Here is a 16,620-nt window from a genome sequence, read left to right as displayed (position 1 = left end):
GTCATGTCCCTGCCAAAACCGAATTGGGGATGGGCGTCGCTGCCATTCCTGCTGTTGATCTGGGTCGCCCTGGCGAGCCGCTTTCCCACCTACATCCTGCCGCAGCCCTGGGACGTCGCCCGCGAGGCGCTGCGGTGGCTAGGCGACCGTTCGCTGTGGCAGCACCTGCAGGCCAGCGTCCTGGAAGAGCTGGGTGGTTTTTGCGCCGCCGTGCTCGTGGCGCTCCTGCTGGGCACGGCCGCTGGCCTGTCCTCGCGCTTTCGCGATTTTGTCTCGCCGCTCAACAGTCTGTTCATGGCTATCCCGCCGATTGCCTGGGCGCCGCTGATCATGATCATTTTCGGCCTGGGCTATGTCTCCATTGTGCTGGTGATTTTCATTGCCGCGATGTTCCCCATGGCAGTGACGATCCAGGAGGGCGTGCAGAGTATCCGCGGCGGTGAAGTCCGCGCGGCACGCACCTTGGGCGCCAACGCCTGGCAACTGTTGGCCCATGTCTACCTGCCGGCCTCGTTGCCGTTCGTGACCGCCGCCTTGCGCATCGGCTTCAGTCAGGGCTGGAGGGCGCTGGTCGCGGCGGAAATGATCGGCGCGTCCCGGGGCATTGGCTGGATGGTCGCCACGGGCGGGCAGATCGGCAACAGCAGCCAGGTGCTGCTGGGCATTGTCGTGATCGGCCTGATTGCCTGGCTCATGGAGAGCTTTGTGTTCCGGCGTATCGAGCGCCACTACCAGAAATGGCGCGTGCAATAAGCACCGTCGCTGTCTTCGCTGCCCCTTCAAACCTTCAGTGGACCACTGCACGAGGTGTCATGTGAGTAATGTTTTCGATCCCCGCGAAGCCGGGCACTACATCGCCCCGCAAGGCCTGTACGAGCGCAACAAGAAACGTCCGTTCCTGGGCAGTATCCACTGCGACCGGGACACGCTGGTCGCCGGGCAGTGGGATGAGATCACCCTGGTCTACGAAGTCGGTGGCAGTGGCCTGGCCGACGGCGCCTGGCTCAAGCTGGCCTTCAAGTTCTATTCCGACTGGGCCTTGTTCCAGACCTCGAACCCGGCGGGTCCCAATTATGTGAGTGCCGAATACCAGGCCGGTGAGTTGGTTCCCGGCCAGAGTCAGGCCACGGTGCAGCACTTGAAAGTGCGCTTCGACCAGAAGGGCCATGAACGGCCATTCCAGAAAGCGATCATCATCGACATCATCGACGGTTACCTGAACCCGGGCGATAAAGTCATCATTCGCCTGGGCGACCGACGCCAGGGCGGGGCGGGAACACGGGTCCAGAGTTTCGTCGAGAAAGACTTCCGTTTCCGCCTGTTCATCGACCCGTTGGGCAGCTCGAAATTTGCCGAGGTGCCGGGCGATCCCTTGCTGGACATCGTGCCCGGGCCGGCGCAGCGTGTGCAGTTGATCGTGCCGCGACTGGTCAGCGCCGGCGAGGCGTTCGATGTCCTGTTGCGGGTGGACGACGCTTGGGGCAATACCTGCCGAAACTTGCCACTCAACGGTGTCTTGGCCCTGGTTGACCCGGAAGGCGGCGAGCGTCTACAGCCGTTCACGTTGGCGTCCGAAGGCTGGGCGACGGCCCGGATCGAGGGGCTTGGTCTCGGCGCCGTGGGCGAGTGGCGTCTGTCCGCCACGGTGGAGGCGCCCTTTGTTGACGCTGCCCAGGCCTTCGTCACCGTCGATCCCGCCGGTACTGCATTACGCCCGCTCTACGCCGACCTGCATGTGCACTCCGATGACACGGTGGGCACCAACGACACCTTGTACAACCTCAGTTACGGCCGTGATGTCGCCGGGCTCGATGTGCTTGGCTACACCGCCAACGATTTCAATATCACCGAGCAGCGCTGGGACCAGGCGGTCAGGTTGATCCACGAGCTCAACGAGCCAGGTCGGTTCGTGTGCTATCCCGGAACCGAGTGGTGCGGTAACTCTTGTGCGGGTGGCGACCGCAACGTCGTCTTCCTGCATGACCGCAAACCCGAATTCCCTTTCGACAATCAAGGGCGACTGGTGCGCTCCTTCGAATGGAACGAGTTCACTGCCGGCACCATCAAGCCGGGCGCCTGGCCGGTGGACGAGTTGTACGCCGCCTATGCCAAGGATCCCGAAGGTCATCTGATGATGCCCCATGTCGGCGGACGCCGTTGCAACCTCGACTGGCATCACCCGGAGCTCGAACGGCTGATCGAGGTCGGTTCGGCCTGGGGCCAGTTCCATTGGGTCTACGCCGAGGCGCTGCAGCGAGGCTATCGGGTCGGCGCCGCGGCGAACAGCGATGAACACCAGGGACGCTGCGGTGGCGGCGTTCCGGCCACGGCGGTGTTCGGCTCCCGGGGCGGGTTGACCGGCGTTGTCGCCGAGGCTTTCGACCGAGCCAGCGTCGGCAAGGCCCTGCGCGCTCGTCGCACCTTCGCCACGACCGGGGAGCGTTCGTTCGCCAGCCTGCGCCAGGGCAGGCACTTCATGGGTGAAGTCTTCACCGCTGATTCGAATGCCACCCTGGACTATCGGCTGCTGGGCGAGGCGGGCTGGGAGCAGGTCGATCTGTTCGATGGCGACAAGCTGATCTGGTCGCGCAACCTGCATCAGGAACTGGTTTTTTGCACGCAACGCATTCGCCTGCGCCTGGGAGGCGCGCGGATCAAGGACCGTTATCGCGGCGCCTACTGGAGCGGCGAGATCCGCATCACGGGCGCGGTCATCAATGGCTTTCGCGCCTTGGGCCTCGATCATCCCGAGCAGACCGTCTGGCGCAAGGATGCAACGGTCCTGGCGTTTCGCACCGACACCAACGGCGATACCGACAGCATTGAAATCGACCTGTCGCAACTGGCCGGCGCCACGCTGCAGATCCACAGCCGGATCGACAACTACATCAAGGTTGGCGACCCGTCCGAACCGCAACCATATGTACATGCGCCGACGGTGTTGATGGAGCTGTCCGGTGATGAACTGCTGGCAAAATCGCAAGTGGTCGAAGCGTTGCCAGGCGCGGAGTTGAAGATGTCCCTGGAGCGGATGACCGCTGCCCCGTTGCCCCGTGAATTGCAGGGCAAAATCGAACTGGCCCGCCTGGGGCTTGAACCAGGGCGTGAACACCCCTTGTTCATCTGCGCCCGCCAGCGGGATCAATCACGGGTCTGGACGTCCGCGCTGTTCCTGACCCTGTAGGTCTCCGGGCTGGCGAAGGTCTCATTAACCTGTGGCGAGGGGATAAATCCCCTCGCCACAAGCTCGCGGAACAGCATTATCTGGGCAGATTCGCGCAAAACCCCGACAGTCCCAGCAAACCTGCGAAAGCCCGGCAGTCGTCGTTGCGAGAAAGTGAAGCCGTCGATAACGACAGCGCCCACGGGCGCCGGGCTGGCGAATGTCTCGTCTGCCCGCTCACGCAGGAGAGCGATCATGACCGATATCCAACACAACATTCCCCACGAAGTCGAAGGCAAGGTTGCACTGGTCACCGGCGCCGCCAGTGGCATCGGCAAGGCCATCGCATTGCTGCTGCACGCCCGCGGCGCCAAGGTGGTCGCGGAAGACATCAACCCCGCCGTCCATGAGCTGGCCCGTCCGGGGCTGGTGCCGCTGGAGGCCGACATCACCGAGGATGGTGCTGCCGAGCGCGCGGTCGGCCTGGCCGTCGAGCAGTTCGGCCGGTTGGACATCCTGGTCAACAATGCCGGGATCATCATCAACAAGCTGGTCATCGATATGACGCGCCAGGACTGGGAGCGCATCCAGGCGGTCAACGCCACCGCCGCCTTCCTGCATTCCCGCGAAGCGGTCAAGGCGATGATGCCCAACAAGTCGGGTGCCATCGTCAATATTGCGTCCTACGCGTCCTATTTTGCCTTCCCGACCATTGCCGCCTACACCGCGTCCAAGGGCGCCCTGGCGCAGTTGACCCGCACCCTGGCGCTGGAAGCCATCGAACATGGCATCCGTGTCAATGCTATCGGCGTTGGCGATGTGGTCACCAATATTCTCAATGACGTGGTCGAGGACGGCCCGGCATTCCTCGCTCAGCATGGTGAGGCCGCACCGATCGGTCGCGCCGCACAGCCGGAAGAAATTGCCGAGGTGGTGGCGTTCCTGACGTCGGACCGTGCCAGCTTCATCGTTGGTTCGGTTGTCATGGCGGATGGAGGCATGACGGTCACTGCTGGCTGAGTCAAGAAAAACGGCGCTTATCCCATGAAGGGTAAGCGCCGTTTTTTTTGCCTTCGGTCTTGAGTGTTCGTTCAGAGTTGCACTCGACGAAGTTTGCCACTTAACGGCACAACGCTTCCATCTGGCGTAGGCAGTGGCCGCCCGACCAGTCCCATGCCTTCGCTGACCAGTACCGCGTCCGGTAACAGGCACAGGTTGGAAGGTGTATCCAGGTCGCGGGCGAGCACCGTGACCTGGGCTGTTTGCAAGTCGCAGCTCAGCAGTCGCCCACTGAACCGGGTAAAGCCACCATGCAGGGGTTCGCCGTTCCAGTCGGGGAGCAGCGGTTGCTGCAGGCGCTCGCAGAGTTCCAGCACCAGCAGATTGCCGTTGGGGCGCAAGGCCAGCCCGGTGGGCAGTTGCAGGCCGCGAATCAGGACGTCGATTTTGGCGCTGGCGGGCCAGACCCGGATCACCTGGCCGGCCTTCTCGGCAAAGTCGATGCCCTTGCGGCTCGGTTCGCCGTGCAGTTCGCCGGAGAACAGACTGATCAGCACCGCGTCTGTCGCCGGTTCGTACACCAGGGTCACGGGAACGGCTTCCTGGCCTTGATCCAGTTCGGGCAGTTGGGCCAGCACGCGCTCCTCCTGGCCCATGGCGAACTCCACCAACTGATTGGTATCGGGCTTGACGGCCAGCCAGCTGCGACGGGTCGGGTGGTAGCACAGCGCGTTCAGATTACCGCGGCTATGGAAGACCGGCTCGGGTGGTGTGAATTGCAGGTCCAGCAGCTTGGAGCCGGCGACGTAATCGGTCTGGCTGACCAGGCAGCGTCCATCACCACAGGCGATGTCCGACACCCCCATGATTTCATCGCGCAACATGCGTGCCTGCATGTTCATGGCGCGAAAACCTTGCGCCAGGGTTTCGCGGGGCAGGTAGGCGCCGGGCCGCTGCGGATCCGGTCGCAGTCGACTGATACGGCCGCTGAAGGGTTGGTCGGGCAACCCCGAGCCTGCTTCGGTGAGCAGCAAGCTGCCGTCGGCCTGCCGGCAGAGGCCACGAGGGTTCAGCAGGTCTTCGACGATGAAGGTGCTGGGACGCAGGGCTTCGCTGGGATGCGCGGGAATTTGAAAGGGAACGGACATAGGTTCTCTCCATGAACAAAAGGGGGACGCATTCATTGCGGCGGTTGCCAGGGCTCACCGGTGAGATAGGCCCGCAGCAACGCTCGTTGGCAGGGCGACATCGAGCGCACTACCGGCATGAACAGCGTGGTGCCTTTGTAGGCATCCGAGGTGCGGGCGAGGATGGGGTTCTTGGCGCCCATGATGGCGTCGGGTTGATTCAGCGGGATATAGCGCGACATGGCGGGGAACGCCAGGTAGTGAAAGCGCAGGACGTTGGGGTACATCAGCGGCCAGGTGATGGTGGTGCCCGAGGGAATGCCGAAGTCGGTCTGGGCATACTTGCGAAAGTTGGTGAAGTAAGCACTGCTGTCGAGGCCATTGGCCGTGCAGGTCAGGGCGACGAAACCCGCCTGGGCAGCGCTGCCTGGTTTGACGGTGACGGGGAAGCTGACCGAAAGCTGGCCGGCGCTGACCGTCAGGGAATCAGGGTAGTCGAGGAAGTCCCAGTACTGCGGTTCTTTATACACGGGGGGATCAGCTGCCGGGATTGCCTGCAGGCCGATTTCGGTGGTGCTGGGGACCGCTCCGCCCAGGTACCTGACCTGGAGGGTGATCGACAGGCCGTTGGGGTAGTCCTCCAGATAGACGTTGCGCTGGTCGGCATAGATCCGATAGGTCGATTCGGTGGCTTGCAACGTGGTCCCGGCGACCGTGCCCGGCGCGTTGATCGCCAGGGCGCCGGTGCGCACCATCTGCTGCTGGCTGGCGGTCAGGGGCAGGTCGACGATGCCGCCATACACGTAGTAGTCCACCAGAGGGCTACTGGTCGGGTCGAGGGTCGTCAGGGTGGTGGAGCCGGCGCTGATGGTCACGGTCCCGTAATTGGCGTTGGGTCCGATCGGGCTGGTGATGTCGTCCCTGACGGCCCGGAAGGTTTCCTTCGGAATGACGTTCACCATGTCGATGCTCAGGTAACCGCTGTTGCCCAGGTCGGCATAGCCGGCGTTGTCCGTGCTCTGGTTGACCAGTTGCCGGCCCGGCTGGCAGTTCAGCGGCTCGTCGGCGAAGGCCGGCGCCAGTGTGCCGATGACCCGGCCGATGCTCGGGTTGGGCGTGTACTTGCCGGCGGCGTAGTCGGCGTCCAGTTGTTCGGTGGTCATCGTGGGGCACATTTCGAACATGACGAAACGCAGGACGATGCCTGTCGCCCCCGGTGCCTGAATGATCGAGCGCAGGCCGCTGCTGTTCTGGTTCCAACTGACAATGCTGCTCAAGGGGAAGGTCAGTTGAAACGTGCCGCTGGCGTGGAAAGAGCCCGGCGCGTCCATTTTTTTCGGCAGCAGCACACGTCCCGCCACGTCGAAACTGCTGCACACGGTGTTGTTGCGGATCAGCAATTGGATGTTGTCGTTGCCACCGATTTGCAGGCCGCCAACGAAGATTTGGGTGGTCGTCGAGGCGGTGGGGTCCAGGTCCACCATCATCGGGCCGGAAACAGGCCCCTGGCCGGTCACCGGGTCCACCGAGCCGAGCAAATAGACAGCCTGGCCCACCAGGTCGCCGGTGGTGCTGATGCTGCCAGGGATGCCCTGGGAACTGATCAAGGCGTTCTGCATGTCGACGACATGCTGTCCGTAATGATTCCAGCCCCCGGCGGTGTAGTAGTTGCCGGTGGGGGCATTGATCATGTTGTTCAACTGGTCGTCGGTGTAGGACTGGGCGCCTGGTGCCAAGGTCGAGGTGGTCAGGTCGAAGAGCGGCCAGTGATCGTTGCCATCGTAAGGAATGGTCGGGGAGTTGTTCGGCAGGCTGACGTCGGTGCGGATGCCGCCCCAGAAATTCAGCCGTGGTCCGTTCAGGATGCTCATGTTTTATTCCTCGTCCTTGATGGTTTTACCGACAGGCGCATTGGCGAATTTGAACAGGTAGGAATAGTCGGCCTTGTAGGGGCTTTTGACCGGTGTCGCCATGGAGTGGCAATTCATGCAACTGCTGTTGGGCTGGATGTAGCTTTCCATGGTCACGTTGGCCGAAAGGGCGGGGGTCGGCTGGCCCAGTGGGTTGCTGGGATTGTCCGGCATTAGCGGGCGCTGGGTGGTGATGAGTTGGTAGTACTTCAAGACGCTGCGTTGCAGGCCCGGGTCGCTGCGGTAACGGGCGTTGACCTCGTTGGTGATCTCGGCGATCGGCGTGACGCGGTTCAGCGGGTTCGGGGTCTGGAAGGTGGTACCGGGTTTTGGCACGCAGACCAGATGCGTGCCCTGGGTCTGCCAGTCACAGGGCGACTGGTTGAGGGTGGCTGCCGGAGCGCTGGGGTTGAAGTAGGAATACGCCGTGCCGGATGTTGGCTGGTCAACCCATACGCCGTTCACCTGCACTTGGGGTGGAACGTTGTCGATCTGCTCGAAGGTCGACCAGATCCACTGCGGATAGCCGTTCACCTTGGTGATGACGTGCAGCCCCACCAGCCCCAGGTAGGCCTCGGTGACACCGCTGCGCTGGCCCTGGTCGTCGAACGTGGCCACGCGTGCAAACATGGTCAGGTAGCGGCTGGCATTGTCGTTGGGGGTGAGAATGCGCCAGCTCGATTTGACCTCGATGACCCCGTAGGGAAAGTTGATGTTGTTGGCTTTGGAAACCACATCGGCGTTATAGAACCGGTTGGCGACGATGTAGTTATAGGAGGTCTCGTTGGCCGAGATATCGTAGTAGGTCGGGTTGCCGGCCTGGTCGATCAGCCAGCCGCCGACGGCCTGGTCGACGGCATTGACCTGGGAGCTGTTCTTCAAGGCGGCGATGTTGATGATGCCCAGGCTCTTGGCAAGCTGCGGGGTGTTCCAAGGGCCTGGATCGGCCCCGCGTGGCAGGAAGGTTTCCTCCACGGTCTTGTAGGTCTGCCAGACGGTGTAGCCAGGATCCCCCGGTTGTTTGCTGCAGTCGGGATCACCTCGCTGCCCCGCCTGGGCGGGCCAGTTCACGGCGATGAACAGTTGCCAGCTGTATTGATCGAACAGATCCTGGCTGGCGTTGGCCGCTGGCGCTGTGCTGGGCGGCTGGCAATTCAGGTTCGTGGCCTGCGCCCGTGGCATGGCGTGTTCCCGGGATTGTTCCAGGGCCAGGGCCGGGAGACTGGTCAAACCCAGCAGGACCAAGGTGAAACGCAGTGAAGTGTTCATGGCGATCCTCCGTCATTGCTCAGGGTTTACGCTGCATGAGCTTGTTCCACTGCGCCTTCTGGCCGTTGCTCTGTGAGGCCGGTGGCTCGAACAGTTGGCAGGGCGGTGGATTCGCCGGGCACATCGCGGCCACCTGCGCCCAGGTCTGGGCCGGGTCCGGTTTGGCGATGCGGAAGTTGGTGTAGTTCTGGCTGACGATGGGGGCATTGGCGACGCTGGTGTCACCGGAGAAGAAGAACGATTGCGGCTGCCGGTAGGGCGGTTGCCCCGTCATTTTCTTGTAGAAGGCATAGCCGAACAGGATCGGCCCCTGGGGCGATTGAAGGTCCAGCGCGTAGGCCTGCACACTGGCGTCGAGGTTCTGGCTGCGCTCGGCGCTGTAGGGCAGGTGCTGGATGAAGTCTTGCCGCGGCGGATGATTCATCGGCGAGAACATGCAGCAGGCCGGCATGTCCTTGGGGCGATCCTGCGGGTAGGTCAGGAAGTAGGCCTTGTTGCCCAGGGACACGAAGGAGCAGGTGTAGTTATTGTTCTTGATCGGGAAGATCGGCAGGCAGTACTTCTCATAGTGTTCCATCATCGCGCCGAATCCGTCGCCATCGGCCGGGATGTAGGTGGTGTCGTAGTAGCTGGTCCCTCGGGAGACGGTGTAGTCCGCCGGGGTGAGAGTGGAGGGCGGATTGCTGTAGGGCGGCGGGTTCTTTTCGTAGTTGTGCATCACCCGGTACATGGTCCAGTCGCTGATCCAGAACGCCGGAAAAAACGGATCGGAAGGGTCGCCCGGGGCACGCTTGGCGATACAGTTGCCGTTCTGTTCGTTGCAGCCCTCGGTGTTGTGCACGCCCATGGTGAAGTACACGGCACCGCTGTCCTGGGCGAAAAGGGCAGGGCTGAACAGCAGGATCAACAACAGCAGCCGGTTCAAGATACTGTTTTTCATGACTCATTCCTTTGAAAAAGTATCGAGTGACACTGTGGAGCCTGTGGGAGCAAAGCTTGCTCGCGATGAACGGTCACGCGGTCATTCGCAGGACCGAGGTGCCTTATCGCGAGCAGGCCTTGCTCCTACACGGTCAGAGGTTGTCGTAATCGCTCATCTTCAGTGGCATGGGCGGATAGCCGCGCTTGACCAGCTTCTTGGCCCACAGCTCCAGCACCGCGCGTCGGCTTTGCGACATGTCGCGGGTGATGGGCATCGAGAGCGTGCTTTCTTCCTGGTACTCCTTGCTGATCAGCACAATCAACTGGTCGATGGCGCCTTCGACGCGTGCCTGGGAGTTGAGCGGCATGAACTTGTTCATGATGGGGTACAGGTAATAGAAGGTCTGCAGGATGCGGGGGTAGAGGAACTGGTTCCATAGCTGCGTTGCGGCGTCCTGGTCCTTGTAGATGGCGTTCCAGGTGTTGATGAAATCCTGTTGCAACTGCATGTCCACGGGCAGGACGCGTATCGGCGCGAGGAAGTCGATGTAGGCCTGGGGTAGCGGAAAGCTGAACGGGATGAGCGGATCGCTGTCACCTTCCTTGACGAAAAAACGCAAGGTCGGGAAGCCCGGGGCCACGGCCCTGAAGCTCACCTGGGCGATGCCGTTGTCGTCGGTGGTGGTCGTTACATAGGAGTAATCCACCTGGGTGGCCTGGTAGTCGTTCAGTGTCCCGGTGACGTAGATGCCGGCGTCGAATGCCAGGCAAGGGCGCAAGTTGACCGCAATCGGTTTGCCTTCGCCGTTCAGGAAATCCTGATACCCCACCGGTGTGCTAGCCGGCCGATGCACATTCTGCAGGGCGGTAAGCCGACGGCCGCTGCCAGTGGCCAGGTAGTTCGATACGGGGGGCGCATGATTGAACTGCGGCAGATTGGCATGGTTCAAGTTGAGGTCTGTCGGATCGTTGTAGAACAGCGTGAAGTTGGCCGCATTACTGAACGCCAGGTAGTAGTCGCTGGTGGTCACCATGTAGGGGTTGCCATATTCCGCTACCCACAGCGTGGTGTTGCGGGCCGGCACACCATTGTTCTGTACCATGATGTTCAGTGTCTTGTGGTCGCCCACGTCGATGAAACTGCCGCTTTCTATGACCTCGGCGGTCCAGGTCTGCTGGGTGGCGGCGATTTTCGGTGCATCCTGGGCCGGGGGCTGCACTTGCAGCGCCAGGGGGCCGGACTGCAAGGCTGCCTTGTCGGCGTCGGTCAGGGCGAAGTCCAGCAGGCCGGAGCGTTTGTCGAAGGCGGCCTGGTTGTATTGGTCGAAACCGAAGCTGACCACCGGGTTGAACTGTTGATTCTGCAGAACCCCCAGTTTGTAGTCGCCGGCCTGGAATTTTTCAGCGGTCAGGATATCGGCCTTGGGGGCCACCGGATAGAACGGGAAAGTGTTAGCCAGATCCAGTGACAGGGTGTTGTCGGTAATCTGTGCCGACACCACGCCCAGTGTGGTGCTTTGGGGATCCTTGCCTGGTTGAGAAACCGCTACAGGCTGCGCGGGCACCAGGCGCAGGCCGGCGGGGGCGGTGGGATATTCGTCAGTGAGCCACAGGCCCAGGGTCGCGGCGGTGCGGCTGTAGGCGGGGTTGAAGAAAATACTGGAAACGTTGTCCAGGCCCTTCTGATACATCGCTTGCACACGATCCGTATCCGTGGGGGCGTTGGAATGGGTGTTGACGTACGGGAAGTCGTTGAAAACACCGTTCCTGTCGTAGCAGGTCAGGTAGGTGGAGAACCGGAACATCAAGCCCTGTACACCTTGTTGCGTCATCTGCTGTTGAAGGTTACTCAACAGCGCCGAATCGCCGATGACCCATTCCAGGTTCTCCTTGGGAAAGCAGGTCTGCCAGGTGGTGGTGACATACACCAGGCCACCGAAGGCACCCCAGTTGAAATTCAGGAAGCGATCCATCATCCGATATTGGCGATTGAGGGTCAGGCCACATGTGGTATCCCCCAGTATCAGCTTGTCGAAATACAACGCGGTGAAGGTGTTCTGCCACGGGCTGACATCCACAAAGCGCGCGGCCGTCGGAGTGTTGCTGCCAAAGGGATTGCCTAGCAGTTGGTAGTCCCTGCCGACCAGCGCATCCTGGGTGATGTAGGTGTTGGCCTGCAGCTCGCCACCAATAATCGTTGAGCGAGTGCCTTTGTAGCTCACCGTGCCGCAGGCATTGTCGCCAAACAGATCCCATTCGGCGGGCATGTACGGGTAGGCTTTCGGGTTGGCATTGGTCGGCACCTGCAGCACATAGGTTGGCAGAGCGTCCATTGCCAAGGGGTTGATGACCCAGGGCATCAACTGGGTGGGGGCGTTGTTGGGCGTGATGTCGAAGTGGCTCATGAACGGCCAGTTGATGTCCATGTTGACTGCGTCATACAGCGGGAACACATCATTGTTGTTGGCCGTGGGTGGATTCCAGAACATATGGCCATTGAGGTAGATGCGGGGGAAATTCAATACGCTCATGTCATGCTCCTTAGCGTTGCCACTGGGCGCGTTTCAGCGACCAGACAAAGTCCAGTTTTTTGTAGCCGTCGAAATCTGAGGCTGGCAGCGGGGCTGTCGGATAGACAATGCCGCCCCCATGATTCAGGGCGAAATTGAAGTATCCGTCGTCGTTCGAGTAGGCAGCGGTGCTGTGGCAGGCCAGGCAGGACGAGGTGTTCTGAAACGCCGATTCCAGCTGCGAATTGGCCAGTACCTGGGTGATGGGCTGGAACTCGACCCCGATCAGTTCGTACTTCGACAGGGTCGGGATATTGGCCTGGAAGCTGGCGTTGACCGGCTTGGCGGCCGCTGTCGGCCCGGTGGTGTTGGTCATCGGCGCAGGCGTTGGCCCATTGGTCACGGTGTACTTGCTGTTGTTGATATTCTCGAAGGTGGTCCAGACCCAACTGCTGTTCAGCTTGTTGACGACATGCAGGCCACTGAGTGCCGCATAGCCGACCTGGTATTTTCCGTCCTGCTGGTAATACGCCTGGGCGACGTAGTAGCCGTCGTTAACCAGGGTTTGCCGGTAGGTTGTGTCCGAGCCGATCCACAGCCACGCGGCTTTCAGCTCCCAGGCGGTGGGTGGAAAGCTCAGGTCGTTGGCCAGGGCGGCCTGGCCGTTCACGTTGTAGACCTGCTTCTGCACGATGTAGTCGAACGTGTCCTTGCCCATCAGCAACTGAAAACGCACCGGGTTGCCCTGCTGGGCGTCGGGCACGGCACCGCCCATTTGCAGGATCAAGCCATCGACCTGTTGGGTGGCGTTGAGGTTATGGAAGGCGCGGGACAGGTCCAGGCCCTGCGCCTTGGCTTGTGTCACCACCTCGGCCGGGAGCGGTGCGGATGTCTCATAGGGCCCCGGCGGGGCGCCATTGGGAAGGTAGACCTGGTCCGAGGGCTTCATCGTCTCCCACACGAGGTTGCCGCTCTGGGCGGTGCTGGGCTTGTTCAGACAGGCGAACCAGTTCCAGGCCATGGTCTCGGGACTCTGGGCAAACTCGGTCCGAGTCCTGTTGATGTCTGCTCCAAACTGCAGGAAGTTGCTGCAATCGAAGTTGTTGGGGTCCTGTGCCTGGGCCAATCCGGCCAGGGCACTTAGAACAGTGATGGAAATGGTTCGCCGCATGGAAGCTCCTTGGCATTCGCCGTACCGGCATGAGGGTGCCCCTGGAAGTGTTCCAGGAGCAGTTGCTTCACCGCCGTGGCCGCAAGGTGCTGCGGTAACGACAGATCACAATTGGTGATGAGTAGCGGACCGGTCTTCTCGCTCGTGGGCAGCCGTCCGTGGCTGCCGCGGACCAGGCGGGTGTCCAGCGGAATCAGGTCCATGTAGTAGCGAAAGCCGAGCTTTTTCTGAAGCAGGCGGCGCGCCACTTTCAGTTTCGGGAAGCGAATGGCCGGGTCGATGAACAGCTCGAGCGGGTCGTAGCCCGGCTTGCGATGGATGTCCACGGTGCGGGCAAAGTCGGGTGCCTTGCGATCGTCGAACCAGTAGTAGTAATCGAACCAGCAGCCGGCGGCGGCCACGGCCACCAGCTCGCCGCTGCGGGGGTGATCCAGTTGCCAGGCGCGTTGTTCGGTTTTATCGAGCACCTGCTCGATGCCGGCCTGGCGTTGCAATAGCGCCTTGACGCGCGGGATGTCGTGCGCATGCTTCACGTAGATGTGCGCGACCTGATGATCGGCCACGGCAAACGCTGCACTGGCGCCCGGATCGAGCAACTCCCAGGTCAGCGATTGGCGTACCTGCAACAAGCCTTCGGTACGTAACAAGCGGTTGATGGAAACGGATTGGGTGACGGCTTCGATCCCGTATTCGGACAGCAGCATCACCGCCGCGCCTTGCGCTTGGGCAAAGGCCAGCAGACGTCCCACTTCGCTGTCGATGGCCCGTACCTCATCGGCAATCGACGGGTGATCGGGCCCCAGGCGTTGCAGGCTGTAATCGAGATGGGGCAGGTAGATCAATTGCAGGTCGGGTCGGTCGAGCTGGAATTCGGCGATGGCACAATCGACGATCCAGCGGCTCGAGGCGATGCCGGCCGCCGGCCCCCAGAAGCCCGGAAAGGGAAATTCGCCGATCTGCTGCTCGATACGCTCATGCAACGAGGCGGGCGTCGAGTACAGGCCGAACACCTTGCGCCCATCGGCCGGGTAATGCGGCCGTGGGGTAATGGCGGCGTCCACGTCCGCGTACATGTTGTACCACCAGAATAACTGGCTGCAGCGAAACCCGGGGTGCTGGCGCTTGAGTGCCTGCCAGACCTTTTCCCCCTGGATCAGTGCGTTGGGTTGCAGCCAGAAACGCACTTCGGCCTGGTCGCGAAAATACCAGCCGTTGCCGACGATGCCGTGGTCCGACGGTGCCAGCCCCGTGAGAATCGAGGCCTGCACGGTGGAGGTGACCGCCGGGAACACCGGTTGCAACGTGGCCATCTTGGCCGTTTTCAACAGGGCATTGATGCACGGCGTCGCGGCACCCAGCAGCGCGGGGGTCAGGCCGACCACGTTGATCAGCAGCAGCGGCTGACGCGCAGGATCAGAGGGCATCGGCGCAGGCCTCCAGTGCTTGGGGTTGCAGCAACTGGCGCTGCCGTAACTGCTCCTCGACCCAATGCAGCTCCGCCGCGATGCCCTGGAGCTGGGCGTGCTCGGTGGTGGGCCGCAACTGGCTGGGCAGGACGCCCCAACTGTAGGTTTCCACTTCCAGTACGGGGCGAAAATCCCCATGGTCGGCCAGGAAGTCGAAAGTCTGCGCCAGGGCGACCTGGCTGCCGCTGAGTTCGGGCAACAGCAGGTGTTCGCTGAACAGCGGAATGTGGAAGTGAATCCTCAGTTCGGGAGGGAATGTGCCGTTCTGCTCAACATCGTCCAGGGCCGCAGGGAGGTCGGCCCAGGCCGATAACCGCTCCTGCCCATCGCGGGCTTTCACTTGATGCAGGTAGGTGGGTTCGGCAAATCCGCCCAAGGTCGTGAGCACCTGTTTGCGCCGATGCGCGTCCTCAGGTAGCCGGCAAATCAGCGCATTGGATAACTGGATCTTGCCGATGGGTACCTGGGCCTGACGCAATCGGTCCAGTGACTGATAGCAGTCTTCGAACATCACGGCCTGGTGGCAAACGTCAAAACACAGCGCCAGGTGTTCATGGTGCGGGTCGGTGGCTTGCCAGTGGCGGAAGAAGGCGATGGCCTGGTCGGTGTTTTCCAGCACGCAATCGGGCTCCATCTCCAGGCAGATGACGATCTTCTTGCACGTCTCCCGCAGCAGTTGGGCCAGCGCGGCGGTGAGTTCGCGCAGTTGGTGCTCGGCACGTTGCTGTAGCGTCGGACTCCAGTGGGCGGCATAGCCCAGCGGCACGCTGGAGATCACCCCCTGGGAACAGTCGACTGGCAGGGCCTGGGCGAGAATCCGCGCCAGATCCAGGCTGTACGCCAGCCGCTGCGGGTCGGCCCAACTGGGCAGGTAGACCTCGGCTTTCACCGCGCCGTGGTGGAATTGGCCGTAGGGGAAGCCGTTGAGCGAAGTCAGGCGTAGACCACTGCGTTGCAGCAGGGCGAGGAAGTCCTTGCGGGCCGATGCCTGTTGGAGTTCGGCGGCGGCAACGGCGCTGATCCACAGGCCGCTGTCCTGGGTGTCCAGCCCGCGCAGTGTCCGTACGCTCTGGAAATGCCGCTCGATGGATGCGCGCAACCCGCCCAGGTCACGGGTCGGGTGCACGTTACTGCAATAGCCGATCTGCGTGGCTGTCCAACCCGTGCGGGCACTCATTTGACCACCGGCTCCTGGCCCCGCAAGGCCGAGTTGTCCTGCCACTGCCGCCGCTGATCGATGGGCAGGGGCGTGCCGACCAGGGCTTTGTCCAGCTGGCCGCTCTGGGCAAAGAAGTCCACCGGGTTGTGGAACAGCACCTGTTCGACCTGGGTTTCACTGAAGCCGGCGGCCAGCATCGCCTGGCCGGTCTTGGGCACCTTGAGCGGGTCGCTGATACCCCAGTCGGCGGCACTGTTGACGACCATTTTTTCCGTGCCGTACTGCTGCAGCAGGGCGACCATGCGCTGTTCCGACATCTTGGTGTTGGGGTAGATGGAATGGCCGCGCCAGCAGTCGCTGTCCAGCACCAGGGGCAGGGTCAGTTCGTTGAGGTGGTCAATGATCACCAGGTGTTCGGCGATGCCGACCTCGCGAATGACGGCGAGCGTGCGTTTGGTGCCACCGATCTTGTCGCGGTGCGGGGTATGCACCAGCACCGGCAGATTGAATTGCTTGGCCAGCTCCAATTGAGCGGCGAGAAAGCGATCTTCTTCCGGGGTGATGTCGTCGTAGCCGATTTCACCCACCGCCACCACCCCGTCTTTCACCAGGTAGCGCGGCAGAATCTCCAGCACCTCGTTGGCCACCGACAGGTCATTGGCTTCCTTGGGGTTCAGGCCGATGGTGCAGAAGTGATGGATGCCAAACATACTGGCGCGAAAACGCTCCCAGCCCAGCAACGTGTCAAAGTAGTCGATGAAGCTGCCGACGCTGGTCCTGGCCTGGCCCTGCCAGAAGGCCGGCTCGATCACCCCGGTGATGCCGGCGGCTGCCATGTTCTGGTAGTCGTCAGTGGTGCGGCTGACCATGTGAATATGCGGGTCGAAGTACTTGAGCATGGTGAATCCTCGTCAAAAAAACAGGG

The 16,620-nt window shown here is 61.9% G+C and carries 12 protein-coding genes; 3 read left to right on the top strand and 9 right to left on the bottom strand.

Annotated features, from left to right (window positions below; all coding sequences use genetic code 11):
• Positions 1–3: 3 nt before the first annotated feature.
• The 3 genes from DTP52_RS09540 (at position 4) to DTP52_RS09525 (ending at position 4,183) form a co-directional block, all read left to right on the top strand.
• Positions 4–753: an ABC transporter permease gene (locus DTP52_RS09540; protein ID WP_109753124.1), complete on the top strand. Its 750-nt coding sequence runs from the start codon at positions 4–6 to the stop codon at positions 751–753.
• Positions 754–814: 61 nt separating this feature from the next.
• Complete coding sequence (locus tag DTP52_RS09535; RefSeq protein ID WP_109753123.1) at positions 815–3,184, top strand: hypothetical protein; 2,370 nt, start codon at positions 815–817, stop codon at positions 3,182–3,184.
• Between the two features lie 234 nt (positions 3,185–3,418).
• Complete coding sequence (locus DTP52_RS09525; protein WP_109753121.1) at positions 3,419–4,183, top strand: SDR family NAD(P)-dependent oxidoreductase; 765 nt, start codon at positions 3,419–3,421, stop codon at positions 4,181–4,183.
• 71 nt (positions 4,184–4,254) lie between these two features.
• On the opposite strand, the gene DTP52_RS09520 is transcribed toward DTP52_RS09525, so the two are convergent.
• The 9 genes from DTP52_RS09520 to DTP52_RS09480 all read right to left on the bottom strand — a co-directional run bounded on the left by DTP52_RS09520 (position 4,255) and on the right by DTP52_RS09480 (position 16,594).
• Positions 4,255–5,310, bottom strand: coding sequence for a hypothetical protein (locus DTP52_RS09520; protein WP_109753120.1), 1,056 nt, complete (start codon positions 5,308–5,310; stop codon positions 4,255–4,257).
• A 32-nt stretch (positions 5,311–5,342) separates the two neighbouring features.
• On the bottom strand, positions 5,343–7,160 hold the full coding sequence (locus DTP52_RS09515; protein WP_109753119.1) for a hypothetical protein: 1,818 nt from the start codon (positions 7,158–7,160) through the stop codon (positions 5,343–5,345).
• 3 nt (positions 7,161–7,163) lie between these two features.
• Positions 7,164–8,468: a hypothetical protein gene (locus DTP52_RS09510; protein WP_109753118.1), complete on the bottom strand. Its 1,305-nt coding sequence runs from the start codon at positions 8,466–8,468 to the stop codon at positions 7,164–7,166.
• Positions 8,469–8,487: 19 nt separating this feature from the next.
• A complete protein-coding gene (locus DTP52_RS09505) occupies positions 8,488–9,408 on the bottom strand; it encodes a hypothetical protein (protein ID WP_109753117.1) in 921 nt (306 codons plus the stop codon).
• 133 nt (positions 9,409–9,541) lie between these two features.
• A complete protein-coding gene (locus tag DTP52_RS09500) occupies positions 9,542–11,920 on the bottom strand; it encodes a hypothetical protein (protein ID WP_109753116.1) in 2,379 nt (792 codons plus the stop codon).
• Positions 11,921–11,930: 10 nt separating this feature from the next.
• On the bottom strand, positions 11,931–13,070 hold the full coding sequence (locus tag DTP52_RS09495) for a hypothetical protein (protein WP_109753115.1): 1,140 nt from the start codon (positions 13,068–13,070) through the stop codon (positions 11,931–11,933).
• Positions 13,040–14,494 carry an alkaline phosphatase family protein gene (locus tag DTP52_RS09490; RefSeq protein ID WP_109753114.1) on the bottom strand — a complete coding sequence of 485 codons (1,455 nt, stop codon included), beginning with the start codon at positions 14,492–14,494 and terminating at the stop codon, positions 13,040–13,042. The genes DTP52_RS09495 and DTP52_RS09490 overlap by 31 nt, the downstream gene beginning before the upstream one ends.
• Positions 14,484–15,713: a metabolite traffic protein EboE gene (eboE, locus tag DTP52_RS09485; RefSeq protein WP_109753113.1), complete on the bottom strand. Its 1,230-nt coding sequence runs from the start codon at positions 15,711–15,713 to the stop codon at positions 14,484–14,486. Before eboE ends, DTP52_RS09490 begins: the two co-directional genes overlap by 11 nt.
• The gene (locus tag DTP52_RS09480; RefSeq protein WP_109753112.1) at positions 15,710–16,594 is read right to left on the bottom strand and encodes a TatD family hydrolase; all 885 of its coding nucleotides are present in this window, start codon (positions 16,592–16,594) and stop codon (positions 15,710–15,712) included. The genes eboE and DTP52_RS09480 overlap by 4 nt, the downstream gene beginning before the upstream one ends.
• Positions 16,595–16,620 lie beyond the last annotated feature (26 nt).

This window comes from Pseudomonas sp. 43mfcvi1.1 (assembly GCF_900115935.1).
GTDB classification, from domain to species: Bacteria; Pseudomonadota; Gammaproteobacteria; order Pseudomonadales; family Pseudomonadaceae; genus Aquipseudomonas; species Aquipseudomonas bijieensis.
Note: the sequence above shows the minus strand (reverse complement) of the source record. Positions and strands in the feature narration are given on the sequence as shown.

What these genes read in the sequence shown, in the direction of transcription:
- DTP52_RS09540 (WP_109753124.1), top strand. Translation starts at nt 4, where the DNA reads ATGTCCCTGCCAAAACCGAATTGGGGATGGGCGTCGCTGCCATTCCTG.
- DTP52_RS09525 (WP_109753121.1), top strand. Translation starts at nt 3,419, where the DNA reads ATGACCGATATCCAACACAACATTCCCCACGAAGTCGAAGGCAAGGTT.
- DTP52_RS09520 (WP_109753120.1), bottom strand. Translation starts at nt 5,310, where the DNA reads ATGTCCGTTCCCTTTCAAATTCCCGCGCATCCCAGCGAAGCCCTGCGT.
- DTP52_RS09490 (WP_109753114.1), bottom strand. Translation starts at nt 14,494, where the DNA reads ATGCCCTCTGATCCTGCGCGTCAGCCGCTGCTGCTGATCAACGTGGTC.
- DTP52_RS09515 (WP_109753119.1), bottom strand. Translation starts at nt 7,160, where the DNA reads ATGAGCATCCTGAACGGACCACGGCTGAATTTCTGGGGCGGCATCCGC.
- DTP52_RS09495 (WP_109753115.1), bottom strand. Translation starts at nt 13,070, where the DNA reads ATGCGGCGAACCATTTCCATCACTGTTCTAAGTGCCCTGGCCGGATTG.
- DTP52_RS09510 (WP_109753118.1), bottom strand. Translation starts at nt 8,468, where the DNA reads ATGAACACTTCACTGCGTTTCACCTTGGTCCTGCTGGGTTTGACCAGT.
- DTP52_RS09505 (WP_109753117.1), bottom strand. Translation starts at nt 9,408, where the DNA reads ATGAAAAACAGTATCTTGAACCGGCTGCTGTTGTTGATCCTGCTGTTC.
- DTP52_RS09500 (WP_109753116.1), bottom strand. Translation starts at nt 11,920, where the DNA reads ATGAGCGTATTGAATTTCCCCCGCATCTACCTCAATGGCCATATGTTC.
- eboE (WP_109753113.1), bottom strand. Translation starts at nt 15,713, where the DNA reads ATGAGTGCCCGCACGGGTTGGACAGCCACGCAGATCGGCTATTGCAGT.
- DTP52_RS09480 (WP_109753112.1), bottom strand. Translation starts at nt 16,594, where the DNA reads ATGCTCAAGTACTTCGACCCGCATATTCACATGGTCAGCCGCACCACT.